Origin of the sequence: Streptomyces sp. NPDC058773, assembly GCF_042746015.1 — a bacterium.
Lineage (GTDB): Bacteria > Actinomycetota > Actinomycetes > Streptomycetales > Streptomycetaceae > Streptomyces.
The window spans coordinates 323,424-347,684 of sequence record NZ_JBHYPE010000001.1 but is presented as its reverse complement, the minus strand read 5'-3'; the positions used below and the strand labels follow the sequence as shown (position 1 = coordinate 347,684).

Genomic DNA, 24,261 nt, shown 5'->3' with positions numbered 1-24,261 from the left:
CGGCGCCCGTCGCGCTCCTCCGCCGTCTAGCCGATCCCCTGCCGGTCGGGGGACGACGCGAACCGCCGGTCCGGGGCCGCCGGCACCGCACGCTCCATCGCCTGCACCAGGAGCGTGCGGTGCCGCACCAGCGGCTCTCGCCGGGGCTCCGGCGCGAGCAGCAGCAGATCGTCGATCGCGGCCAGCATCCGCCGGGTGACCTGCGGACTGTGCACGGCCGCCACCCGGATCTCGGTCAGCCCCAGATCCACCAGATCGGTCCAGCCCGGCACGTTCTGCACCAGCCGTACCGCGCCGCGGCGGTCCCGGTGGCGCACCGCCCCGAGCGGCCGTCCCGCCACCGCCGCGAGGATCTGCACGATCCGGTCCAGGCACTGCACGGCCGTGGTCGGATCGTTCACCGCGGGCGACAGCGCACGCAGCGCGATGTCCGACAACTGCCGCAGCCCGAGGCCGAGGTCCTGGTGAAAGGTGCGCTCCACGCCCACCGACACCGTCCGCCGCAGTGCCCACCGCGGCGGCGCCGTCCCGCCGTGCACCGCGAGTACCGGCGTCCCCGGCAGCACGAAGTCCCCGATCCGCGGCAGCAGCCGTAGTACGACCCCCTGCCGCCGCGCCACCCGCACCAGCCGCGCCACATGCGCATCCAGCACGACCCCGGCCCGCCCGGTGTGCGCCACCCGTTCCGTCTCCGGCGCCAGGGAGCCCCCGTCCGCCGCGTCCTCCCCGCCCGTGCCCTGCCGCGCCAGCATCCGCAGCGTCTCCCGGGTGATCCGGTCGACCACCGGCCCCACCTGCATCAGCCGCAGCGTGGCCGACACATACGCGATGAACAGCAGCAGGCTCAGCACCACCAGCACCATCGTCAGCAGGTTCTGCACCACGGGCACCGAGGTGACCTGCCGGACCTCGGTCTCGCTCTCGTACGAGGTGAGCACCAGCAGCGAGAACAGAAAGGTCGCGAGGAAGACCGTGAGCGTGATCTTGCTGATCCGGCTCCGGATGAAGATCCGCACCACCCGCGGGGTGAGCTGACCGCTGGCCATCTGCACCGCGACCAGCGAAATGCTGAACACCACACCGATGAAGGTCATCATCGCCGAGCTGATCGTGGTCACGATCGTCTTGGTGTCCTCGGCGATCGACATCAGCTCCCGGAGCGCCGGATAGGCCTTCTCCCGCTGCAGCAGCGCGACGATCCGCAGATCGAGCGTCGACGCCCCCCACCACAGCAGCACCGCACACACCAGCCCCACCGTCGGCGCGAACCAGAAGGTGTCCCGCAGATGCTCCCGCAGCGGAGACAGCGCACGTGGCCTGCGTGGACCGGCGAGATGCTCGACATGTCCCTCATTGCCCATAAATCGAGGTTATGTGGGTGGCGGATACGCAGGTGAAGGGCACTCCGAAACCTTGGTATTGTTGTCCATGTCGCCGCGGGGAACGCCCCGTGAAGATCACACCTAGTCCGGGTGGCGGAATGGCAGACGCGCTAGCTTGAGGTGCTAGTGCCCTTTATCGGGCGTGGGGGTTCAAGTCCCCCCTCGGACACCAGCGAAACCCCTGCTCAGCAGGGGTTTCCTGCTTTTCCGGAGCAGCGGGGCAAGAGAAGTCCAATTTGCCTGTTCCATTCCCTTTGTTTGGGAGTATCCTGAAGACCGGCCTACGGGGCGAGCGAGGGAGTTCGACTGGACTGGCCTCGGGGAAGGGAGCTCTGGCTCTCGCCGAGGACAAGAGGAAAGGTCGGGCTGAGAGGCCAGAAGGTCGTAAGACCGGAAGGCGACCCCCAAGCACCTGATCCGGACAATGCCGGCGAAGGGAGCCCACCTCGTAGGTCTTTCGTGTGCGCCGGTCAGCCGCTCCGCATCAGGTCCGCGCACTTCTCCCCGATCATCATCGTCGTGATGCACGGATTCACGGCCGGCAGGAACGGCATCGCCGAACCGTCGGCCACTCGCAGACCCGTGACGCCCTTGACGCGCAGCTGGGGGTCGAGCGGTGTGGCCTGGTCCTCGTCGGCGCCCATCCGGACCGTGCAGGCGGGGTGGTAGACGGTGTTGTGGGTGGTGCGGATGTAGTCGAGGAGCTCGGCGTCGGAGTGGGCGGAGGGGCCCGGGGCGAGTTCGGTGCCCGCCCAGGCGGCCATGGCGGGCTGGGCGACGATCTCGCGGGCGAGCCGGAGCCCATGGGTCATGACACGGACGTCGTGCTCGTCGGTGAAGTAGCGCGGGTCGACCTTGGGCTTGTCACGGAAGTCGCGGGTGCGCAGCCGTACGGTGCCCAGGGAGCGGGCGCGGGTGACGTTCGGGGTGAGACAGAAGGCGTTCTCCGAGGTGGGGTAGCCGCGGCGGTAGGTGTTCATGTCGAAGGGCACCTGGCCGTAGTGGAACATCAGGTCCGGGCGGTCCAGGCCCGGTTCGGTGTCGACGAAGATGCCGATCTCCCACCACTGGGTCGAGGAGCGGACCATGGGCTGCTTGGCGTCCCACATGATCACGCCCTCCGGGTGGTCCTGGAGGCTCGCGCCGACGCCGGGGGAGTCGACGAGCGGATCGATGCCGGTGGCGCGCAGATGGGTGGCCGGGCCGATGCCGGAGAGCATCAGGAGCTTCGGGGAGTCGATGGCGCCGCAGCAGACGACGGTCTCCCGGCGGGCGTTGACGGTGCGGGTGTGGATCAGGTCGGGGGCGAGGTAGTCCACGCCGGTGCAGTGCCGTGCGGAGTCGAAGTTCAGCCGCTTGGCCTGCAGTCCGGTGCGTACCTCCAGGTTCTTGCGGCTGTCCATGACGGGGTGGAGGTAGGACACCGAGGCGGATGAACGGGTGCCGTCGGGGCGGCAGTTGATCTGGAACCAGTTCGCGCCCCGGACGACGGTCCGGCCGGAGTTGAAGGCGGTGGTGGGGATACCGGCCGCCGCGCAGGCCTCCAGCAGAGCCACCCCGCACGGGTCGTGCGGCGGGACGCTGCGCAGGACGACCGGGCCGGTGCGGCCGTGGTGGTCCCCGGGGCCGTCGTTGCTCTCCAGCCGCTGGAAGAGCGGGAAGCAGTCGGCCGCGCTCCAGCCCGGACACCCCATCGCCGCCCACTCGTCGAGATCCTCGGCCGGGGTCCAGAAGGCGATACAGGAGTTGTGCGAGGAACAGCCGCCCAGCACCTTGGCGCGGGCGTGCCGCAGGAAGCTGTTGCCGTTCTCCTGCGGCTCGACCGGATAGTCCCAGTCGTAGCCGGACTCCAGCAGCCCCATCCAGCGGTCCAGGCGCAGGACGTTCTGGTCGCCGACGTCCGAGGGGCCGGCCTCCAGCAGGCAGACGGTGACCGCCGGGTCCTCGCTGAGCCGGGCCGCCACGACGGCGCCGGCCGTGCCGCCGCCGACCACGACGTAGTCGAACTCGTCCACAGGGGCCTCTTGGGGCATCGTGCCGTCTCCAGATCAGGGGGTGGATGTGCCGGTGTCGCCCGGGGTGCCGCCGCCCGGGTGGACGGCGGCGTGCATGGCGAGGACGCCCGTCTTCTTGCGCTGGACGAACCAGTAGTAGGCGAAACCGCCGAGCGCCACGACGCCGATGAACAGGAAGGCGCCCCAGCGCAGGTACCAGTGCTGCGGGCCGGTCGCGTTGTAGACGGCGGCGCGCGGCCAGGCGAGGTTGAGGGACATCGCCAGCCCCCAGAGCACCGCCAGGACGTTCACCGGGATGCCGAACTTGCCGAGGGAGAACTTGCCCTTGGCCGGGGTCCAGTTGCCCCGCAGCCGCTGGACCAGCATCGGCAGGGTCACCGACAGATAGGCCAGATAGATCATGATGATCGCGATGCTGGTGATCACCGAGAAGATCTGCGGCTGGTTGACGTTGATGACGAGGATGCCGATCGCCACCAGACCGATGATGACGGCCGGCAGCACCGGCGTCTGGAAGCGCGGGCTGACCTTGGCGAGCAGCGACGCGGCGGGCAGGTTGTTGTCCCGGGCCATCGCGAACGCGAGGCGGATACCCGCGGTGTGCACCGCCAGTTCGCACACGGTGATCGCGATGACCACACACCAGAGCACGATCTGCCCCACGGTCGAGCCGAGCGTGGAGAGCACCACGTACTGCAGCCCGTCCACCTTGAGCTGTTCGGCCTGGAGGTTGGGCACGGACATCAGGGCGAACAGCAGGATCAGACCGCCGATGAGGAACGACGCGACCAGCGCCCGCAGGATCGCGCGGGGGGCGTTGCGGCCGGGGTCCCGGGACTCCTCACCGAGCGACGAGGCCGTGTCGAAGCCGTACATGACGTAGGCCGAGGCCAGGGACGCGGTGAGGAACGCGCCGAAGTAGCCGAGGTTCTCGCCCGCGCCCAGGCCGAAGGTGTCGGTCACCACGTCGGGGCCGCGGGTGACATGCGCGGCGAGCAGCAGGATCAGGACGATGGCGGCGATCAGCTCGATCGCCACGCCGGCGGAGTTGATCCGGGCCATGAGTTTGACGCCGAAGGCGTTGACCAGGGTGGTGAAGGCGATGAGTACGGTGCCGAGCAGTACCGCGTTCTCGGCCGCGGACTTGCCGGTGCCGTCGCCGATGAACTGGAACCACGACGAGATCTGCGGCAGCGTCACCTGGTAGGCCAGTGCCACCGCGGAGAGCGAGACCATGGTCGCGGTCAGCATCATCCAGCCGCCGAGCCAGCCGATGTGCGGGCCGCCGAGCTTCTTGGCCCAGTTGTAGACCGAGCCGGCCACCGGGTAGCGGGCGGCCAGCTCACAGAAGCACAGCGCCACCATCAGCTGCCCGGCGAAGACCATCGGCCAGGACCACCAGTACGCCGGGCCACCGTGCGCGATGCCGAAGTAGAACAGCTGGAAGGTGCCGGTGAGGATGGAGATGTAGCTGATTCCGGCGGCGAAGGTGTGGAAGTTGCCCAGGGTGCGCTTGAGTTCCGGCTTGTAGCCGAGTTCGGCGAGCGAGTCGTCGTCGTGCTCCCCGTGGGCCGGGCCGCCGGGGCGGGGGGACTCGGGGCCGGTCACTCGAACCACCTCTGTGGCCGTGGCGCGGTGTTGCGCCAGATGTGCTTGGCCTCTTGGTACTCCGCCAGTCCCGCGGGGCCCAGCTCGCGGCCGATGCCGGACTGTTTCATCCCGCCCCACTCGGCCTGTGGCACATAGGGATGGAAGTCGTTGATCCAGACCGTGCCCGCGCGCAGCCGGGCGGCGACCCGGTGGGCCCGCTCGCTGTTCTGCGTCCACACCGCCCCGGCCAGCCCGTACACCGTGTCGTTGGCGAGCGAGACCGCCTCCTCCTCGTCGCGGAACCGCTCGACGGTCAGCACCGGGCCGAAGCTCTCGTCGCGCACGACGGACATGTCCGGGGTGCACTCGTCCAGCACGGTCGGCAGGTAGTAGAAGCCGTTCGACAGTGACGGATCGTCGGGCGGGGAGCCGCCGCAGAGGAGCACGGCGCCCTCTTCGAGCCCGGCCGCCACATACGTCTCGACCTTGTCGCGGTGCGCTGCCGAGATCAGCGGGCCGGTGCGGGCGTGCTCGTCGAAGGGGCCGCCGAGCCGGATCCGCTGGGCGCGGGAGACCAGTTCGTCGGTGAAGGCGTCGTGCAGCTCCTCCTGGACGAGCAGCCGGGCGCCCGCCGAGCAGACCTGCCCGGAGTGCAGAAAGACCGCCATCAGCGCGTAGTCCACCGCGGCGTCGAAGTCGGCGTCCGCGAAGACGATGTTGGGGTTCTTGCCGCCCAGCTCCAGCGCGATCTTCTTCACGGTGGGCGCCGCGGCGGCCATGATGCGCCGTCCGGTGACCAGACCGCCGGTGAACGACACCATGTCCACCCGCGGGTCCTCGGTCAGCACCGCTCCCACGTCCGGGCCGGTGCCCAGCACCAGGTTGGCGGCCCCGGCGGGCAGCCCGGCCTCGTCCAGCAGCCGCATGAGGTGGACGGCGGTGTGCGGGGTCAGCTCACTGGGCTTCAGGACGAAGGTGTTGCCCGCGACCAGACAGGGGGCGACCTTCCAGGCGGTCTGCAGCAGCGGGTAGTTCCACGGGGTGATCAGCGCGCAGACGCCGACCGGTTCGTGGCGCACGGTGCTGTCGATCTCCGGGGCACCGGCGTCCACCACCCGGTCGGTGCCGCCGGCCGCGCCGAGGTTGCCGAAGTGGCGGAAGCAGTTGGCGATGTCGTCCATGTCGTAGCCGCTCTCGATGAGCCGCTTGCCGGTGTCCAGTGACTCCGCCCTGGCCAGCGTGTCCCGGTCGCGCTCCAGCAGCTCGGCGACGCGCAGCACCAGCCGGCCGCGCTCGGCGACCGGAGTGCGCGGCCAGGACCCGTCGTCGAAGGCCGTACGGGCGGCGGAGATCGCCGCCACCGCGTCCTTCGGCCCGCCCTCGTCGACGGTCGCGACCAGCGTGCCGTCCGCCGGGCAGCGGATCTCACGCACCTGCCCGTCGGCCGCTGCGGTCCACTGACCGCCGATGAACAGCTCCGGCATGGTGATGCCTCCGGTCTCCGGGCTCGTACGGGGCGGCCGCGGCAGGCGCGGCGCCCCGGCCGACGGCGTCAGGCCGCCGGGCGGCCCGCCGTGCGGACCTCGGTGACGCTCACTGCACCGAGAGTAAGGCGGCCGGTGTGGCTCCGCACGGTACGAGCGGCCGGGGGAGAGGGGAGCGGCACCGGGTGGGGCCGACGGAGTGAGGTGCGCCGGCAGGCGGGAGAATGGCGGGATGGACAGCGAGTGTGCGAGGACGCCGGAGCGGGAAGAGCCGGCCGCGGGGCCGTACCCCGTCCCCGACGTCGGGGCGTACTTCGCCGGCCGCTGGAGCATCGAGCGCACCGTCTCCGACCTGCGGAACGGTGCCGAGGGCAGCTTCCGCGGCACCGCCGGCTTCCGGCCGGGACCGGCGGGCGGGGGGCTGCTGCACCACGAGGAGGGGCGGCTCAGCTGGGGCGGGACGGTGCAGCCGGCGAGCCGCACACTGCGCTGGCGGCCCCGCCCGGACGGCACCGCCGCGATCGACTTCGCCGACGGGCGGCCGTTCCACGACCTCGACCTCAGGACCGGCCGGTGGACCGCCGTCCACCCCTGTGCCGCGGACCTCTACGAGGGGACCTTCACCGTCGTCGGGCCGGACACCTGGCATCTGGAGTGGCGGGTCGGCGGACCGGCCAAGGAGCAGCTGCTGTGCTCGGTGTACCGGCGGCTGGGCTGACGGCGCCCGTGTACGGAAGCACACCGGGCCGGACGCCGAGGGCACAGCGCACGGCACCCCCGGGGACAGCTGTCCCCGGGGGTGCCGGTGCCGGTCAGGAGCGCGATCAGGCGGGAGGCAGCTTGCCCCGTCCGAAGAGCTTGCGCTCGCCGTGCAGGGCGAACGGCGTGGTCCGCAGATCGGCGATCTGGATGCCGAAGATCTTCAGCTGCAGCATCAGCTCGGTCTTCAGGTCATAGCCCGCACTGAGTGCCCATGCCGGGGTGCCGCCGTCGGACGCGCCCGCGGCCCGTCCGGTGAGGTGGACGGACAGATCGCCGCCGACGCCCGCCGTGTCGTAGAGGAAGACCTTGGCCTGTGCCCCGATACGGGCCGTCGCGGTGGCCGCGCCCTCGACCCGCGGCGCCGTGCCCTTGGTCTGCTGCCGCGCTTCGTGCAGCGGCTGCCACCCCTGCTCGCGGTCGTACTTCGCGCCGACCGCGAACGAACCGGCGGTGCGCTGGTCGGCGTCGAGCACGATGCGGCCGTCCGCGGTGAAGCGGTAGGTGAAGGTGACCTCGGTGCTGACCACGACGGGGACCGGGCCCACCCAGAAGACGTGCCGTCCGGTGACCGCCGCGATCGGCACCGCGACCTGCCCGGTGTCCGCGGTACCCCGCACCTTGCCGTGCACCTGCCAGCCGTAGCCGTAGGTGCCGCCCAGGCCGATGGCCGCCTTCTGCGGCAGCAGGTTCAGCCCGCCGCGCTTCTCGTACTGGAAGATCAGCTCGGGCCGGAACGAGACCTCGCCGGACAGCCGGGCGGGAGACTTGGCGGTCGCCTGCACGCCCTTGGGCAGCGGCACATTGAGCCCCAGCCGCAGGGTGGTGAGCGCCTTCCGCGCCTCGGGCGACAGCGCGGTCCCGGAGGAGGAGGGCGACGGGCGGGTATCGGACGGGGCGAGCTGGGTGCGGACCCCGGAGGATTCGGACGCCGAGGGGCTCGGGGAGCCGGAGGCGCCGGCGTCGGGGCTGCCGGACGGGCTGCCCGGCTCGCCGGACGGAGTCGCCGTGCTGCCGCTGTCCGAACCGGCGCCGGACGGGGCCTGCTTCACGGTGACGCCCGAGGAGAGCGGCTTGACCGAGATCTCACCGGGGCGCAACGCCGTGCGCTGGTCCACCTTCTGATCGCCGAGCAGCTCCGACAGCGTGGCGGGCGTGGTGGTCACCCGGACCTTGCCGTCGTGGGAGCCGGTGACCTTGCGGACCTTGAACAGCGCACCCGAGGGGGCGTGCCGGTTGGGCGCGGCGGCGACCACATCTCCGGTCTTCACGGTCTTGCCGGCGGACGGCTTGAGCTCCGCCTGCTTGCGCTGCGCGTCGTACGACGAGAGCTGCACGGAGACCGAGTTGCCGGAACGGGTCGGCGCGTCGGACGGCCGGGCGACCGCGGCAGCGCCCTCCGGACCCGAGGCACGGGCATCGTCCGGCACGGCACCGGGAGCCGTCGGCCCGGAGGCGGGTATGCCGGCCGAGGGCTTGCGCGGCTCGTCGGGACCCGAGAGCAGGGCATGGGTGCCGAGGGCGGCGGGGACGAGCACGCCGACCGCGGCGGCGGGCACCGCGAGGCGACGCCAGGAAACAGCCATGGAATTCCTTGATGGTGCGGGGGGTGACGGGGGAACAGCGGGATCGCGCACCGAACTCCGGGACGAGCCGGACGGCAGGGGAAAAGTCGTCCAACATCGAACATCTGTAGGGGTTCGGGCGGCTTCCTCGTAGCATGGCGACGAATGATCGCTTTGGCCATGGAGAAAGTCACCGAGTCGGGAGGGGTCGGGTGGAGACTTCCACAACGGTGCCGGAGTCCGCCGCCGCGCTGCACGCGGGCATCGACGCGCTCACCGACGAGGTCATCGACGGCCTGCGGGCCCAACTCCCCTCCTACGCCGCGGTGTCGGCGGCCCATCTCCGGCCACGGGTGATGACATCGCTGCGCAACGGCCTCTCGCTGGTGCAGCGCTGGGCCGAGGAGCGGCGCACCGCGCGCGGAGCCGGCGAAGCGGACCCGGTGTACGGCATCCCGGAGACCCACCTCGACGAGGTGACCACCCTGGCCCACTCGCTGCCCCTTGAGGACGTCATCTCGGCCTACCGGATCGGTACGGACATCGTCTGGCGGCGGTTCGGCGAGGAGATGACGGCCCGGGGCGGCACCGCCGAGGACCTGCTGCCGATCGCCGAAACCCTCCGGGCCTGGATCGAGGCCAACACCCTGCGGATCGTGCGTAGTTCCCGGGCCGGACTCCAGGGCGACGACCCCACGGCGGACCGGCGGCACGCCACCCTGGTCCGCGCCCTGCTGCTCGGCGAGGTGCGCTGGGACAAGTCCCCGGCCGGCGCGGGTGCCCGGGGCGCCGGGAGCGCCGGTGACGGCCCGGCCGGCGGATACCGGCCCGAGCGTCCCGCCGACGACGCCGAGAGCACGGACGGCTCGCACGGGCACCGGGCCCTCCGCCTCCCTTTCCGTGCGCGGCTCCCGGACGACGCCCCGCCCGGCGACCCGGAGAGAGCCGCCGACCCCGGTCATCCCGGCCCCGGCGACCGGGCCTTCCAACGGATCGTCGCCCTGCTGCGTCCCTGGCTCGCCGTGGACGAGACGGGGCGGGCCCTGGTCACGACCGTGGACGGGGATGTGGCGGGACTGCTGGTCGGGCGGCCGGCCGGGCTCTGCCGCAGCCTGATCCTCGGACTGGGTGCCCCGGCGCCCGTGTCCGGTATCGCCATCGAATTCACCCGGGCCACCCAGGCGCTGCGGGCCGCCGCCGGGTTCGGGCTGGTCGGTGCCTACACCCGCGAGGAGCTGGGGCTGCGGGCCACGGTCGTGGCGTTGCCGGCCGTGGGGGAGCAGCTGGTGCGGCTCCGGCTCGCACCGCTGGCCGAACGGGGCGAGGACGGGGCTCAGTTGGAGGAAGCCGCGGCCGCCTATCTACGACAGGGGCTGCGCCTGGAGGCCGCCGCGCGGACCCTGTACGTCCACCCCAACACCCTGCGCAACCGCCTGCGGCGCTTCGAGGAGATCACCGGTACCAACCTCCGTGACCCGGCCGATCTGGCCGAGGTCTGGTGGGCGCTGACCCACCGCCGGTTCCACGGGCCGACGAGCTGAGACGCAGGCCGCGGACCTCGCCGGTCCCGGTGGCCGTGACGCCCACCGGGACCGTACGGAGCGCCCGCCGACGGCTCAGGGCTTGACCGCCCGCAGTGCGTACAGCAGCGGAACGATCGGCTCCGAGGGCGGAAGGCGCCACCAGCCGTTCTCCGCCGGGACCATGGTGTCGAACCGCTTCCAGGGCAGCAGCTCGGTCTCCCGCACCAGTTCGACGGTCAGCCCCGCGCCGATCACGGCGGAGATGACCTCCCCGAGGCCGTGCCGCCACTCATAGCTCGTCGTGGCGCCCTGCACCGGCGGACCATCGGTGTAGGTGCACGGCGTATCGCTCCTGAGGGGGCCGCGGCCCCCTAAGTAGTCGTTCCGGAGCCGCAGATCCTGCTGGTCCGGGCCACCGGCCGGCCCCAGTGAGTCCAGCAGCGGATGGAACTCCACCAGATAGAACGTCCCGCCGGGACGGAGCAGTGAGCTGACGATCCCCGCCCAGGTGGTGAGGTCCGGCAGGTAGCACAGTGCCCCCTTGCCGGTGTAGATCACATCGAAGCGCCGTGCGCCGAGCGCCTCCGGGGCCCGGTGCACATCCGCCTGGACGAACTCCATGCTCCGGCCGGTCTCCTGGGCGAGCCGCCGGGCCTCCGCGACCGCCGCCGCGGAGAAGTCGAGGCCGACCGTGTGCGCCGCGCCCCGTTCGGCGAACGCGGCCGTCTCGGTGCCCAGATGGCACTGCAGATGCAGCACGTCCCGCCCGGTCAGCTCGCCGAGGTCCGTCCACTCGAAGGGCGCGAACCAGTCCTCGGCGGTGCGCGAACCGTCCAGTCCGTAGAACGCGCTGGCCACATGGATCGGGGTACGGGCGTCCCAGTTGGCCTGGTTGGCCAGGACCATCTCCTCGGCGGTGGTGGGGATTCCCGGAAGGGGCGTCAGTTCACTCTCGTTCATGGTCATCCGTCCCTTGTACCCACCGGGCCCGGGTGCCCACCAGTGGGTGACGCAGGAACGGCGGGCGCCCTACCCCTCCCCGGCCGGGGTCGTCCACACCTCCCCGTCGAGGACATTGCGCATCCCCACCCACACCATGTTCATCAGCCGCACGGTGATCCGCTCCGGGTGCTCATCGGGGTGCAGCACCATCCAGTCGGTCAGCGAGTCCGCCGCCCCGACCAGGGTGTACGCCACGAAGTCGGCCTCGTCGTCGGGGCAGGCCGCCCCGGTGCCCTGTGCACTGCAGGTCCGGACGAGTCCGGAGACCTCGCTGAGCACCGCCCGCCGGGTCCGCACCAGCTCCGCCGCGATCGCCGGGCTCAGCTCCGATGCCTGGCGGTGCAGCACCACCCAGCTGTCCGGGTGCTCGGTGACGAAGGTGAAGAACGCCAGCAGCCCCGCCCGCAGCCGCAGTTCAGGGGAGGGCGCGGGGCCCGCGGCGGCCCGGAACACGGCCACCAGACGCTCGGCCTCGCGGCGCAGACAGGCGAGGAACAGCCCCTCCTTGGAGTCGAGGTAGAGATAGACCATCGGTTTGGTGATGCCGGCGAGTTCCGCGATCTCGTCGACCGAGGAGGCGTGATAGCCGCGCTTGGCGAAGACCCCGATCGCCGCGTCGATGATCAGCTGCTCCCGGACCGGCCGGGGCATGCGTCGCCTGCGTATATCGCTCATCCGTGGAGCCTACCCCAGCCTTACTGGCGAGTAAGTTTACTGCGATGTCAGATGACGGGAGGTCCCCGCCGCTGGTCGGCGCCGTGATCGACAGGTGTAAAGCGGGGGGACGGTGGTAGGCGTCCCGAAGCAACGCTCCTTTCCGCAACGGCAGTTGCTCGGGTGCCTGACGGTGCGGACCGGATGCGGCGGGGCCCGGAGGTGTTCCTGGGCGGGCCCGTGCCGCGCGGGGCGTGCCCGGCGTCGGGTGTCGCCGGAAAATGGAACGGGCCGCCGCCGGTGAGTGGCGCGGTGGCGGCCCGTACCCCGCGCCGTACGGCCGATCTCCCGTGATGGTTCCGCACGGTGACGGCCCATCACCTCACACACACCACCGGGTAACACTGCCGCTCGTCTGTAACAGCCGCCATCCGCTGGGTATGTTGGGGACTGCGGGGCGTGGTCGTACAATCACGCAACGGTCCGGCCGCTGCCCCCTGGCTGATGGCTGCCGAAGCGACGGGAAAGTGTGGAATGAGCCAAGAAATGCGACCGCCGGCCGGCGCCGTCGACGTCAGCATCCCGAGTGTGGCGCGGATGTACGACTACTACCTCGGTGGCAAGGACAACTACGCCGTCGACCGCGAGGCCTGCGACGAGCTGAGCAAGGTCGTCCCCAGCACCCAGGTGCTGGCGATCAACAACCGGCGCTTTCTGCAGCGGGTGGTCCGCTGGCTGGCCCGGGAGCACGGCATCCGGCAGTTCATCGACCACGGCTCAGGCCTGCCGACCCAGGACAACGTCCACCAGGTCGCCCAGCAGGTCGACCCGCGGTCCCGTGTGGTGTACGTCGACAACGACCCCATCGTGCTGGCCCACGGCCGTGCCCTGCTGGAGGAGAACGAGAACACCGCCGTCATCCAGGCGGACATGCGGGACACCGACGGCATCTTCGGCAGTCCCGAGGTCGAGCGGCTGATCGACTTCGACCAGCCCGTCGCCGCGCTGTTCGTCTCCGTGCTCCACTGCATACCGGACGCCGACGACCCGGCCGGTCTGATCAAGCGGGTCGCCGACCGGCTGGTGCCCGGCAGCTTCCTGGTGGTGTGTCAGCTGGTCAGCGAGGACGCCGCGACCCGTGATTTCGTCACCGAATTCATGCGGGTCAGTACGCACGGCCAGTGGGGCCGGGTGCGGCAGGAGCATGAACTGGCCGGTTTCCTGGACGGATTGGAGATTCAGGAACCGGGCCTGGTGGAGGTCTCCACCTGGAAGCCGGACGCGGACATCGGCCCCAAGCAGCTCACCCAGGAGTGGATCGAGTACGGCGGCGTCGCCCGCAAGCCGTAGCGCCCGGGCCCCGCAACGCGGAAGCGGGGCGCGGCACCCGGTGGGCACCCCGCCCCGCTCCGCGGACGCCGTGCGGATCAGCTCTCCTGCTTGAGCAGCCGCTCCAGTATCGCCACGGATTCGCGCGGCGACTCGGACTGGGCGCTGAGCCGGTCCATCACCGCGAGGTAGTGGTCCACGTCATCGCGCTTGTCCAGATAGAGCGCGCTGGTGAGCTGTTCCAGATAGACGATGTCCGGCAGGTCCGGCTCCAGGAACCGCAGGATCGTGATCGGACCACCGGCCGCTGCCAGTCCGCCGAGGCTGAACGGCGCGATCTGGAGCGTGACATTCGGCAGCTCGGTCATCTTCAGCAGATGTCTGAGCTGGCCCGTCATCACCTCAGGACCGCCGAGCGGGCGGCGCAGCGACGCCTCGTCGATCACCGCCCACACCCGCGGTGCGTCCGGGAGGGTCAACAGCTCCTGACGCTGGACCCGCAGCCGCACCCGGCGCTCGATCTCCTCGGGCGAGGACCGCGGATGGCCCAGCTGCGCCACCGCACGGGCGTAGTCCGCGGTCTGCAACAGGCCCGGCACGAACTGGACTTCGTAGGTGCGGATCACCGAGGCGGCCTCTTCCAGGCCGATGTGCGTCTCGAACCAGCCGGGCAGCACATCGCCGTACTGGTGCCACCAGCCGGGACTGCTGGTCCGGTTGGCCAGTTTGAGGAAGTCGGCGCGGACCGCCTCGTCCGTCACGCCGTAGAGCGTCAGCAGATCGGCGACATCCCGCTCCTTGCAGCTCACCCGGCCCAGTTCCAGTCGGCTGATCTTGGCGTGTGAGCCGCGGATGGCGTCTCCGGCGGCCTCCCGGGTGATGCCCGCCTCTTCCCGCAGCCGGCGGAGCTGGGTGCCCAGCACGATGCGCAGAACGGTCGGGCCGCCCCGCGGGTGGTCGAGATAGCGGCGCAGGGAAGGACCGCTGCTCGGCTGCGCGGCACTCATGCCGAAACCTCGCTTCGCTCGGCCTCGCCTCGGCGAGGCGCGCACCTCTTCAGGAATCTCCCCCGCTCCCCGGCCGGGGGACCGTCATGCGGCGCGTCGCTCATGCTGACTCCCCTGAGTGGTCGGGCGAACGCCCAGTGTCCCATCGCGCCAACTCTCCGTACAGCCGGGGGGACTATCCGGACGACATATGCGCCAATCGCGGCGCCGTCCGCGTCAGTCCGTCGCGATGAGATCGTCGAAGTCGCCGTCCTTGGCGCCCTGGACGAACGCCTCCATCTCGGCGCGGGTGTAGATGAGTGCCGGGCCGGAGGCGAACCGGGAGTTGCGCACGGCCACTCCGCCGTCCGAAAGAACCGCCAGTTCAACGCAGTTGCCACTGGGGTTGCTGCGACGGCTCTTGCGCCAGACGGCGCCCTCGATGCCGGTCGCCTGCATGCCGTTGCTCACCGACTCCATATCAACTGCTCCCTTGCTGGAGGGGATTCCTCCGACCGATGCCGGGCCCGCGACCACCTTGGCGTGAACGAGCCCCTGTGCCGCCGTCCTTACCGATGTAATTGCAGATGCACTTGCACCGGGCGACGGCTGCCGAGGATATTAGCCCTCCGAGGCAGTCCGGCCCAGCCCCGAAATCCCCTTCGCGGAGATGTTGATGACCACACATCCGGCAGAGTCCGTGCACGACGCGCTTCGGGAGGAACCCTGTGAGGACGTCGGATGGCTGCCCGCTCCCGACGGCTTCGCCGCCTGTGCCCTCAGCGGCTCCGCTCGCACCGTGCCGGAAGCCCGCCGGTTCACCCGGGCGACCCTCGAAGGCTGGCGGGTGTGCGCCGGACTCGCCGACGACACGGTCCTGGTCGTCTCCGAACTCGTCAGCAACGCGCTGCGTCACGGCTTCCCGCCCGCCGGGCCGGGCGACGAGGGCACCCCGGCACCCGTGCCCTTCTGCAACGCCTGGCTGGCACTGACCCGGCAGGAGACCACCGTGCTGTGCGCGGTCTCGGACGCCGGCCCCGGCGCGCCCGTCATCAGGCCGCAGAGCGTGCTGGCGGAATCGGGGCGAGGACTGCACATCGTCGACCTGCTGAGCGACTCCTGGGGATGGACGCCCCCCGACCGGTCGGGGAAGACGGTCTGGGCCTCGATGTCGATGGGCGGCTGAGGCCCGCCCGTACGGGACGTGGCGCCGGCCCGTCGGCCGAACGCCCGACCGCGCCGTTCCGGCTCCGGCCGGGCGTGACCGGGACGGCGGGGCGACTCAACACGTACAAGGATCAATCGGAATATTCCGGGCCTACTGCTCCTAAAGTGGCGTGGTGCACGGAGGCCGGAAGGTACGGGACGACGAGGGGAGTGCGACCCGGCTCCTCGCGTTGTCCGACGGTGTATTCGCCATCGCGATGACGCTGCTGGCGCTGGACATCGCGCTTCCCGACGGGCTGGACTCCGCGGGATTCGCCCAGGCGCTGCGGGACGTGATGCCGAAAGTGTGGGCGTACGCCCTCAGTGTGCTGGTCATCGCGGCGTTCTGGCGCGGTCATTACCAGCTCTTCCAGTACGTGCGGGACGTGGACGGCACGGTGATCAGGCTGGTCCTGCTGAGTCTGGGCCTGGTCGCCCTGATGCCTTTCCCCACCACTTTGCTGGCCGAGTACGGGGACCTGCCGCAGGCCGTGGCGGTCTACTCCGGCGCCGTCGCGGTCATGGGGGCGGCGCAACTCGCACTGACGCTGGTGCTCTGGAAGCGGCCGTGGCTGGGGAGCGCGGCGCTGCCCGACCCCATCGTGCGCAACGATGTCGTCGACATGGCGGCGACGGTGCTCGTCTTCGCCGTCGCCGTACCGCTCGCCTTCGTCTCGCCGACGGGCGCGAAGCTGTGGTGGGCGGTGCTGATCCCGCTCAGGACGGTGACGGGCAGACGGGGCAAGCGACTGCGCGCGGACGCACGACGCGAGTGAGTGCGCGGGAAGCGGCCACCGCCGGGCGGCTGTCTTCCCCCACACCTGGTTGGTGCCGTGGCTCCCGAAGTGACATCCTCCCGCGCCTCTCCGGGGACGGCTTCCCCCCCTCCTGTGCGAAGAACGCGCTACGAGCCCGCGGTGTCGTATGTCTCGCCGGCCTCCAGCCGGGTCCGGGAGCGCACCGCGACGTCACCGGCTCCCCGCGGTCGAGGCCGCCCGCGCCAGTCGGCCATTTCCATAAACTATGAATATAAAAACGCTATGCTTCGAGCATGAGTCGTCAAGACACCGCTTCTGGCGCGTCCGCCGCCATCGGGGCAGCCCTCTACGGCCTGGCCACCAGGGCCGCGAGACGCCTGCCCCGGGACATGAGCCTGACGTCCGCCGCCACCCTGGCCACCCTGGACCGGACCGGACCGCGGCGCATCACCGCTCTGGCCGCGGTCGAGGGCGTCACCCAGCCCGCGATGACCGCCCTGGTCCGGGTGATGGAGGAGTCCGGCCTGGTCGAGCGGCGGGGCGACGCGTCCGACAAGCGGGTCACGCTGGTGTGCCTGACCGAGGCCGGCGCCTCCTATGTCCGGACGCGGCGCCAGGCGGGCGTCCACGCGTTCGAGCGGTTGATCGGCGAGCTCACCGGCGACGAGGTCGAGGCGCTGGTGGCGGCCCTTCCGGCGCTGAAGCATCTGGCAGAGCTCGAAAGCCAGGACCGCGAAGGGCCGAAGCAGTGACCGGGCAGCCGGTGGGCGGGGCCGCGGTGGAGGCGTTCACGGTGGCGCGTTCCGAGGCGCGGCTGCTGGTCCCCGCCCTGATGTTCATCGCTCTGGTCGTGGCGGCGGTCGCCAGCCTCGGGACGCCGCTCATCACCAGCGTGGCGACCTCGTTCCACGTCTCGCTGGGCAGCGCGCAGTGGACGCTGACCGTCGCGCTGCTCAGCGGCGCCGTCGCCACGCCGGTCCTGGGCCGGCTCGGAGCCGGCCCGCACCGGCGGGCCACGATCCTCGCCACGCTGGCGGTCGTCGTCGCCGGCAGCGCGCTCACCGTATTGCCGCTGCCGTTCGCGTGGCTGCTGGCCGGCCGGGCGGCCCAGGGCATCGGGCTCGGGCTGACGGCGCTGATGATGGGCGTGGCCCGGGACCACCTCCCCGAGGAGCGCAGCGCGGCCGTGATCGCCCTGATCTCGGTGGTCTCGATCATCGGGGCCGGCGTCGGTTACCCGCTGGCCGCACTGCTCGCCGAGCTCGGCGGGGTACGGGCCGCCTACGGCCTCGGCCTGGTCGTCACCGCCGCCGCCCTCCTGACCGCGTGGCGCTCCATGCCCGAAGCCCCCGAAGGCCGCTTGGCCCACGTGGACGTGGCAGGCGCGGTCGTCCTGGCCGCTGCGCTGCTCCTGGTGCTGTTCCTCGCCGGCGAACGGAATCTGTGGAGCCGGCACCTCGCCGTGGCGGCGGGCCTCGCCGTCGTCGCAGTGGTGCTGCTCTGCGTCTGGGCCGTCATCGAGCTGCGCAGCACGACGCCCCTGGTCGATGTGCGGGCGGTGCGGCACCCGGCGGTCGCCGGGGCGAACCTCGCCATGTTCGTCGGCGGGATCGGCATGTACCTCCTGCTCACGCTCATCACCCGGTACGCGCAGACGCCGCACGGCGCCGGCTACGGCTTCGGGCTGACGACCTTCGTCGCCGGGCTGGTCCTCATCCCGTTCTCGGTGCTGGGGTTCGTCGCCGGCAAGCTCACGCCGCGGGTCCGGACGCGGATCGCCGACCCCCTGCTCCTGGCCGGCAGCGCCGTCGTGGTCGGCGGCGGGTTCGCCCTGTTCGCGGCGGCCCGGTCGGAACTGGCCGAACTGTTCGCGGCGATGGGCGTGCTCGGCTTCGGCGTCGGCGGCTTCTCGGCCGCGATGCCCGGCGTCATCCTGGCCGTCACCCCCAAGAGCGAGACGTCGAGCGTCATGAGCTTCCACTACGTCGTCCGCAGCGTCGGGTACTCCCTGGGCAGCGCCCTCGGCGGCCTGATCCTCGCCGCGGGCACCGGCCCCGGCCACCTCTTCCCCGACGACAGCGCCTACACCACCGCGGCGCTGGTCGGCATCGGCGCCATGGCGATCACGACGCTGACAAGCCTCGCTCTCGCCCGCCGACGCCCGTCGGAGACCAACCCGTAAGTCAGATGCACTCATCCCAACACTGGAGGTTCCATGCCCAAGGGCTACTGGGTCAGCGTCTACCGCACCATTTCGGACCCTGAGAAGCTGGCTGCTTACAACAAGCTGGCCCGCCTGGCCGTCGAGCCCGCGGGCGGTCGGACCCTCGTCCGTGGCGGTCGGGTCGTGGCGCATGACGCCGGAATCGCCGAGCGCACCGTCCTGGTCGAGTTCGACAGCTTCGAGCAGGCCGTCGCGGCGCACGAGAGTGCGGCCTACCAGGAGGCGCTGGTCGCCCTCTCCGACGGCGTCGAGCGCGACTTCCGCATCGTCGAAGGCATCGACTGACCGAGGTCCGGCCGGATCTTCACTGAGGTTCACCGGGTGAGATGCGCCTTCCGGTGATCTTCCAGCGGCTGGCAGGCATCTGGCATGGCGCGTAGGGAACTCACCGACGCTGAGCGGTAGTTGATCGAACCAGACCCTAGTTGCCCACGCCCTGGCCCTCCGCCGGCCCGCTCTCCGCCAGGCCGAAGGCCGCAAGGAGCTGTTCGGCGGCCAGGGTTGCGGTGATCTCGCCGTCGCGTACCGCGCGTTCGACCTCGGGGCCGACCCGGCGGACCTCGGGGTGTTCCTGGAGGCGGTCGATCAGCCGCTCGCGGACCATCGACCAGGTCCAGTCGACCTGCTGGACGCGGCGCCGCTCGGCCAGCGCGCCGGTGGACTCCAGCAGGGTGCGGTGCTGCTCGATCCGCTCCCAGACGCCCTTGAGGCCGGTGCCCTCGCGGGCGCTGCAGGTCAGTACGGGCGGTGTCCAGGCCGCGTCCGGGGGCTGCAACAGCCGTAGCGCACCGGCCAGTTCGCGGGCCGCCGAGCGGGCGTCGCGCTCGTGCGGGCCGTCGGCCTTGTTGACGGAGACCAGGTCCGCCAGCTCCAGCACGCCCTTCTTGATGCCCTGGAGCTGGTCGCCGGTGCGCGCCAGGGTCAGCAGGAGGAAGGTGTCGACCATGTTGGCGACGGTGGTCTCGGACTGGCCGACGCCGACCGTTTCCACCAGGATCACGTCGTAGCCCGCGGCCTCCATCACCACGATGGACTCGCGGGTGGCCCGCGCGACGCCGCCCAGTGTGCCGGACGTGGGGGAGGGGCGGACGAACGCCGCAGGGTCGGTCGCCAGCCGTTCCATCCTGGTCTTGTCGCCCAGGATGGAGCCGCCGGTACGGCTGGAGGACGGGTCGACGGCGAGCACCGCCACCCGGTGCCCCATCCCCGTCAGCAGCGTGCCGAGCGCGTCGATGAACGTCGACTTGCCGACGCCCGGCACCCCGCTGATGCCCACTCTGCGGGCCGAGCCGGAGTACGGCAGAAGCTCGACCAGCAGTCGCTGGGCCGCCGCCCGGTGATCCGGGCGGGTGGACTCGACCAGGGTGACGGCGCGGGCGATCCAGGCGCGCGAACCCGCCCGGACCCCCTCGGCGTACCGTTCGACATCGATCGTCGCAGGCATGACCCCCCGCTCAGAGCTCGTGGCCGAGGACCGACGCCAGGTCCCGCACCAGATCGTGCGCGGCCTCGGGGATGACCGTGCCGGGCAGGAAGACCGCGGCGGCGCCCATGTCCCGCAGCGGCTGTACGTCCGCCGGCGGGATCACCCCGCCCACCACGATCGTGATGTCCTCGCGGTCCTCCGCCGCCAGTGCCTCCTTCAGCGCGGGCACCAGCGTGAGGTGGCCGGCCGCCAGCGACGACACCCCGACGATATGGACGTCGGCCTCCACCGCCTGGCGGGCCACCTCGGCAGGCGTCTGGAACAGCGGGCCGACATCGACGTCGAAGCCCAGGTCGGCGAAGGCCGTGGCGATCACCTTCTGGCCGCGGTCGTGGCCGTCCTGGCCCATCTTGGCCACCAGGATGCGCGGCCGGCGCCCCTCGGCGCGCTCGAACTCGGCCACCAGCGCCCGGGTGCGCTCCACACCGGAGGAGGGGCCTGCTTCGTCTCGGTACACACCGGAGATCGTACGGATCTGGCCGGAGTGCCGTCCGTAGACCGACTCCAGTGCGTCCGAGATCTCACCGACCGTCGCCATCGCGCGGGCCGCGTCCACCGCCAGCGCCAGCAGATTGCCCTCCAGGCCCTCGCCGGGACCGGACTCGGCGGCCGCGGTCAGCGCGCGCAGCGCCTTCTGGCAGGCCTCCTCGTCGCGTTCGGCGCGCAGCCGCTGCAGCTTCTCGATCTGCTGGGCGCGCACCGCGGAGTTGTCGACCTTGAGGACTTCGATCTCCTCGTCGGTCGCGGTCCGGTACTTGTTGACGCCGATCAGCGCCTGCCGTCCCGAGTCGATCCGCGCCTGGGTACGGGCCGCGGCCTCCTCCACCCGGAGCTTGGGGATGCCCGCGTCAATGGCCTTGGCCATCCCGCCGGCCGCCTCGACCTCCTCGATGTGCTGCCAGGCCCGCTGCGCCAGATCGTGGGTGAGCTTCTCGACGTACGCGCTGCCGCCCCACGGGTCGATGACCCGGCAGGTGCCCGACTCCTGCTGGAGGAACAGCTGGGTGTTGCGGGCGATCCGGGCGGAGAAGTCGGTGGGCAGCGCCAGGGCTTCGTCGAGCGCGTTGGTGTGCAGGGACTGGGTGTGGCCCTGCGTCGCCGCCATCGCCTCCACACAGGTGCGGGTGACGTTGTTGAAGACGTCCTGCGCGGTCAGTGACCAGCCCGAGGTCTGCGAATGGGTGCGCAGGGAGAGGGACTTGGGGTTCTTCGGCTCGAAGCGCTGCACCAGGCGCGCCCAGAGCAGCCGGGCGGCGCGGAGCTTGGCGATCTCCATGAAGAAGTTCATGCCGATCGCCCAGAAAAAGGAGAGGCGTGGGGCGAAGGAGTCCACGTCCATGCCCGCCTCGATGCCCGCGTGCAGGTACTCCACCCCGTCGGCGAGGGTGTACGCCAGCTCCAGGTCGGCCGTCGCGCCGGCTTCCTGGATGTGATAGCCGGAGATCGAGATGGAGTTGTAGCGCGGCATCTTCTGCGAGGTGTACGCGAAGATGTCGGAGATGATCCGCATCGAGGGCTGCGGCGGATAGATGTAGGTGTTGCGGACCATGAACTCCTTGAGGATGTCGTTCTGGATGGTCCCGGCCAGCTTCTCGGGCGGTACGCCCTGTTCCTCCGCGGCCACGATGTAGAGCGCCAGCACCGGAAGCACCGCGCCGTTCATCGTCATCGACACGGTCATCTTGTCCAGCGGGATGCCCTCGAAGAGCTGCCGCATGTCATAGATCGAGTCGATGGCGACGCCCGCCATGCCGACGTCGCCGGTGACGCGCGGATGGTCGCTGTCGTAGCCGCGGTGGGTGGGCAGGTCGAAGGCGACCGACAGGCCCTTCTGACCGGCCGCGAGGTTGCGGCGGTAGAAGGCGTTGGACTCCTCGGCGGTGGAGAAACCGGCGTACTGCCGGATCGTCCAGGGCTGGTTGACGTACATCGTCGGGTACGGGCCGCGCAGATACGGCGTGATACCCGGGTAGGTCCCCAGGAAGTCCAGACCGTCGAGGTCCGCCTCGGTGTACAGCGGCTTGACGTCGATGCCCTCCGGCGTCTCCCACGTCAGATCCGCCACGCCCTTGCCGGTGGCCTGCTGTACGGCCGCGGCCCACGCATCGTCCGCGCCGGCGGTGTCCGTGCCGGCCGGGGCCCCGAGTTCGACGGTGCTGAAGTCCGGGACGGCGCCCGAGGGCACCGAGGAACCGTGCGGCGGCCCGCCGACGGCGCCCGTCTGCTGCGTCGTCTCCTCCATCACGCCACCTCCATGACATCCAGGGCCGAGGACAGCACCTCGACCGCATCGCAGCCCGTGAAGACGAAGGAGTCCACACCGGCCGCCATCAATTCGTCGCGCCGCTCGCCCGGCTTGCCCGCCAGATGCACCTGCCGCGCCCCCGCCGACTTCAGCGCGGCCGCCACGGCCGCCGCCTGCTCGCCGTACACCGTGTCGCTCGCACACAGACAGGCGATCCGCGCACCACTACGGGCGAACGCCTCGGCCGCCGACGCGGCATCCACCGGCGCGGGCCCGGCGACCGTCTCGATGCCGCCCGCCTGGAACAGATTGGCGGCGAACGCCACCCGTGCGGTGTGCGTGGCGACCGGGCCCAGCGCGGCCAGAAAGACCGCCGGGCGGGCGCCGTGTGCCGCCAGATGGGCATCGGAGCGCGCCCGCAGCCGCTCGAAGGCGTCGTCCCTGCGCACCCGCGGCAGCCCTCCGCCGATCGGCGCGGGCGCCGGCTCGCGGTCCACCGACGGCTCGGCGAGATGCGGGAACTCACTGACCCCGGTGACCGGTTCGCGCCGGTGGGCGAGGTCCGCGGAACGGCGCTCCCAGGTGGCGGCCAGCCGGCCGGCGATCTTCCCGGAGCGCAGCGCCGCGGCCTGGCCGCCGGCCCCCTCGATCTCCTGGAACCACGCCCAGGCGGCGCGGGCCAGCTCCTCGGTGAGGCTCTCCACGTACCAGGAGCCGCCCGCCGGGTCGATCACCTTCGACAGATGCGACTCCTCCAGCAGCACGGACTGGGTGTTCCGGGCGATCCGGCGGGCGAACGCATCGGGCAGGCCCAGCGCGGCATCGAACGGCAGCACCGTCACCGCGTCCGCGCCGCCCACCCCCGCGGACAGCCCAGCGACCGTGGTGCGCAGCATGTTCACCCACGGGTCCCGACGGGTCATCATCACCGTGGAGCTGACGGCGTGCTGCCGCTGCGCGGACGCGGCGGGGGAGGCCCCGCACACCTCGGCGACCCGCGCCCACAGCCGGCGGGCCGCGCGCAGCTTGGCGATCGTCTGGAACTGGTCCGCGGTGGCGGCGTAGCGGAACTCCAGCTGGCGGCAGGCGTCGTCGATGCCGAGGCCGGACTCCGTCAGCTGCCGCAGATAGGCCACGCCGGTGGCGAGCGAGGTGCCCAGCTCCTCGGCGGCCGAGCCGCCCGCCTCGTGGTACGGCAGCGCGTCGACCGCCAGGGCGCGCACACCGGGCGCATCGGCGGTGCAGCGCGCGGCCATCCGCGCGGCCGACTCCAACTGAAGGCGCAGCTTGGTGTCGTCACCCGTACGGGCCAGCAGTCCGAGGGGGTCGGCGCCCAGGCAGCCGGCCGCCTCGCGCAGCGGCGCACCGGACGCGGTGTACAGCCGCAGCAACTCCTCGGCGGCCGCGGCGAAATCGGCCCCCGCATCCAGCACCACAGCGGCCAGATCCAGGTAGACCCCCTGAAGCGCCTGTTCCAGACCGGCCACCGGTACCCCGCCGTCGCCGACGGTCAGCCAGACCGAGGTGACGCCGTTCTCCAGATCGGCCAGGACCGATTCGTTGGCGCGCTGCGGATCGGTGTGGACATGGCGCTGGCGTACGTCCCACCCGGCGACGGTCGTGCCCTCGGGCCGGCCGGCCCGTACGAACGGCGGGAAGCCCGGATGGCCCAGGGCAGCCGTACCGTCCTCGGCGGTGTAGAGCGGACGGACGCGGATGCCGTCCTGGAGGTCGGTGGCCAGCGCGTCCTCGGCGGCGGCGCCCGTTGCTTCTGCGACGCCCGATTTGCGCAGCACGCCTTCGACGAGGCGCTGCCACTGGGCGCGGTCGGCATCCGGGAAGGCTGCGGCCAGGGGGAGTTCGGGGGACTCGGCGGTCATGGCAGCAGGCTAGGCGAACGACCGTTAGCTGGAGCAGGGGCTCCAGCTGTGACGTTGCACTCGTTGACCGTGCAGAAATGTTGATATCCACGGGCCGGATGGGGCAGGTGGGACGCGTCGCCCGTATCGCGCGGAGTCGTCATGTGCGCCACCGGACGCGCCTGCGGCGGGCC

Annotated in this window: 20 protein-coding genes and 1 tRNA gene; 9 read left to right on the top strand and 12 right to left on the bottom strand. The window is 71.3% G+C overall.

What is annotated here, in order from left to right:
• Positions 1 to 26: 26 nt before the first annotated feature.
• Positions 27 to 1,361 carry a DUF2254 domain-containing protein gene (locus tag ACFW5B_RS01535; protein ID WP_386431433.1) on the bottom strand — a complete coding sequence of 445 codons (1,335 nt, stop codon included), beginning with the start codon at positions 1,359 to 1,361 and terminating at the stop codon, positions 27 to 29.
• Positions 1,362 to 1,466: 105 nt separating this feature from the next.
• Between ACFW5B_RS01535 and ACFW5B_RS01530 the strand changes: the two genes are divergently transcribed.
• A tRNA-Leu gene (locus ACFW5B_RS01530) sits at positions 1,467 to 1,554 on the top strand.
• Between the two features lie 298 nt (positions 1,555 to 1,852).
• On the opposite strand, the gene ACFW5B_RS01525 is transcribed toward ACFW5B_RS01530, so the two are convergent.
• Genes ACFW5B_RS01525 through ACFW5B_RS01515 form a run of 3 tightly spaced genes read right to left on the bottom strand, consistent with a single transcriptional unit; the run spans position 1,853 to position 6,471 of the window.
• Positions 1,853 to 3,415, bottom strand: coding sequence for a GMC family oxidoreductase (locus ACFW5B_RS01525; protein ID WP_386431430.1), 1,563 nt, complete (start codon positions 3,413 to 3,415; stop codon positions 1,853 to 1,855).
• Positions 3,416 to 3,430: 15 nt separating this feature from the next.
• A complete protein-coding gene (locus tag ACFW5B_RS01520; RefSeq protein ID WP_386431427.1) occupies positions 3,431 to 5,005 on the bottom strand; it encodes an APC family permease in 1,575 nt (524 codons plus the stop codon).
• Positions 5,002 to 6,471 carry an aldehyde dehydrogenase family protein gene (locus ACFW5B_RS01515; RefSeq protein WP_386431424.1) on the bottom strand — a complete coding sequence of 490 codons (1,470 nt, stop codon included), beginning with the start codon at positions 6,469 to 6,471 and terminating at the stop codon, positions 5,002 to 5,004. Before ACFW5B_RS01515 ends, ACFW5B_RS01520 begins: the two co-directional genes overlap by 4 nt.
• 232 nt (positions 6,472 to 6,703) lie before the next feature.
• Between ACFW5B_RS01515 and ACFW5B_RS01510 the strand changes: the two genes are divergently transcribed.
• Positions 6,704 to 7,189 (top strand): DUF6314 family protein, encoded by a 486-nt coding sequence (locus ACFW5B_RS01510; protein ID WP_386431421.1) that lies wholly within the window; start codon positions 6,704 to 6,706, stop codon positions 7,187 to 7,189.
• A gap of 106 nt (positions 7,190 to 7,295) precedes the next feature.
• Here the strand turns inward: ACFW5B_RS01510 and ACFW5B_RS01505 are convergent, their stop codons facing one another.
• Positions 7,296 to 8,816, bottom strand: a complete 1,521-nt coding sequence (locus tag ACFW5B_RS01505; protein WP_386431418.1) for a hypothetical protein — start codon at positions 8,814 to 8,816, stop codon at positions 7,296 to 7,298.
• Between the two features lie 191 nt (positions 8,817 to 9,007).
• Here ACFW5B_RS01505 and ACFW5B_RS01500 point away from each other — a divergent pair, with 191 nt between their 5' ends.
• Positions 9,008 to 10,336 (top strand): PucR family transcriptional regulator, encoded by a 1,329-nt coding sequence (locus ACFW5B_RS01500; protein ID WP_386431415.1) that lies wholly within the window; start codon positions 9,008 to 9,010, stop codon positions 10,334 to 10,336.
• Positions 10,337 to 10,411: 75 nt separating this feature from the next.
• Here ACFW5B_RS01500 and ACFW5B_RS01495 read toward each other — a convergent pair whose 3' ends face one another.
• Together ACFW5B_RS01495 and ACFW5B_RS01490 are read right to left on the bottom strand one after the other, a co-directional pair.
• On the bottom strand, positions 10,412 to 11,284 hold the full coding sequence (locus ACFW5B_RS01495; RefSeq protein WP_386431412.1) for a class I SAM-dependent methyltransferase: 873 nt from the start codon (positions 11,282 to 11,284) through the stop codon (positions 10,412 to 10,414).
• Between the two features lie 63 nt (positions 11,285 to 11,347).
• On the bottom strand, positions 11,348 to 11,995 hold the full coding sequence (locus ACFW5B_RS01490; RefSeq protein WP_386431409.1) for a TetR/AcrR family transcriptional regulator: 648 nt from the start codon (positions 11,993 to 11,995) through the stop codon (positions 11,348 to 11,350).
• Between the two features lie 513 nt (positions 11,996 to 12,508).
• Between ACFW5B_RS01490 and ACFW5B_RS01485 the strand changes: the two genes are divergently transcribed.
• The gene (locus tag ACFW5B_RS01485; RefSeq protein ID WP_386431407.1) at positions 12,509 to 13,324 is read left to right on the top strand and encodes an SAM-dependent methyltransferase; all 816 of its coding nucleotides are present in this window, start codon (positions 12,509 to 12,511) and stop codon (positions 13,322 to 13,324) included.
• A 77-nt stretch (positions 13,325 to 13,401) separates the two neighbouring features.
• On the opposite strand, the gene ACFW5B_RS01480 is transcribed toward ACFW5B_RS01485, so the two are convergent.
• Positions 13,402 to 14,310, bottom strand: a complete 909-nt coding sequence (locus ACFW5B_RS01480) for a helix-turn-helix domain-containing protein (RefSeq protein WP_386431404.1) — start codon at positions 14,308 to 14,310, stop codon at positions 13,402 to 13,404.
• A gap of 216 nt (positions 14,311 to 14,526) precedes the next feature.
• Entirely contained in the window at positions 14,527 to 14,769 is a 243-nt protein-coding gene (locus ACFW5B_RS01475) for a DUF397 domain-containing protein (protein ID WP_386431402.1), read from the bottom strand.
• 196 nt (positions 14,770 to 14,965) lie between these two features.
• Here ACFW5B_RS01475 and ACFW5B_RS01470 point away from each other — a divergent pair, with 196 nt between their 5' ends.
• The 5 genes from ACFW5B_RS01470 to ACFW5B_RS01450 all read left to right on the top strand — a co-directional run bounded on the left by ACFW5B_RS01470 (position 14,966) and on the right by ACFW5B_RS01450 (position 18,762).
• Positions 14,966 to 15,475, top strand: a complete 510-nt coding sequence (locus tag ACFW5B_RS01470; protein ID WP_386431399.1) for an ATP-binding protein — start codon at positions 14,966 to 14,968, stop codon at positions 15,473 to 15,475.
• Positions 15,476 to 15,626: 151 nt separating this feature from the next.
• On the top strand, positions 15,627 to 16,271 hold the full coding sequence (locus tag ACFW5B_RS01465; protein ID WP_386431396.1) for a TMEM175 family protein: 645 nt from the start codon (positions 15,627 to 15,629) through the stop codon (positions 16,269 to 16,271).
• A 371-nt stretch (positions 16,272 to 16,642) separates the two neighbouring features.
• The gene (locus tag ACFW5B_RS01460) at positions 16,643 to 17,005 is read left to right on the top strand and encodes a MarR family winged helix-turn-helix transcriptional regulator (protein ID WP_386431705.1); all 363 of its coding nucleotides are present in this window, start codon (positions 16,643 to 16,645) and stop codon (positions 17,003 to 17,005) included.
• Positions 17,002 to 18,435 carry an MFS transporter gene (locus tag ACFW5B_RS01455; protein ID WP_386431393.1) on the top strand — a complete coding sequence of 478 codons (1,434 nt, stop codon included), beginning with the start codon at positions 17,002 to 17,004 and terminating at the stop codon, positions 18,433 to 18,435. The genes ACFW5B_RS01460 and ACFW5B_RS01455 overlap by 4 nt, the downstream gene beginning before the upstream one ends.
• 33 nt (positions 18,436 to 18,468) lie before the next feature.
• Positions 18,469 to 18,762: a DUF1330 domain-containing protein gene (locus ACFW5B_RS01450; RefSeq protein WP_386431391.1), complete on the top strand. Its 294-nt coding sequence runs from the start codon at positions 18,469 to 18,471 to the stop codon at positions 18,760 to 18,762.
• A 136-nt stretch (positions 18,763 to 18,898) separates the two neighbouring features.
• Here the strand turns inward: ACFW5B_RS01450 and meaB are convergent, their stop codons facing one another.
• Genes meaB through ACFW5B_RS01435 form a run of 3 tightly spaced genes read right to left on the bottom strand, consistent with a single transcriptional unit; the run spans position 18,899 to position 24,088 of the window.
• Positions 18,899 to 19,921, bottom strand: a complete 1,023-nt coding sequence (gene meaB, locus ACFW5B_RS01445) for a methylmalonyl Co-A mutase-associated GTPase MeaB (RefSeq protein WP_386431388.1) — start codon at positions 19,919 to 19,921, stop codon at positions 18,899 to 18,901.
• Between the two features lie 10 nt (positions 19,922 to 19,931).
• The gene (gene scpA, locus ACFW5B_RS01440) at positions 19,932 to 22,205 is read right to left on the bottom strand and encodes a methylmalonyl-CoA mutase (RefSeq protein WP_386431385.1); all 2,274 of its coding nucleotides are present in this window, start codon (positions 22,203 to 22,205) and stop codon (positions 19,932 to 19,934) included.
• The gene (locus ACFW5B_RS01435; protein WP_386431382.1) at positions 22,205 to 24,088 is read right to left on the bottom strand and encodes a methylmalonyl-CoA mutase family protein; all 1,884 of its coding nucleotides are present in this window, start codon (positions 24,086 to 24,088) and stop codon (positions 22,205 to 22,207) included. The genes scpA and ACFW5B_RS01435 overlap by 1 nt, the downstream gene beginning before the upstream one ends.
• Between the last annotated feature and the right edge of the window lie 173 nt (positions 24,089 to 24,261).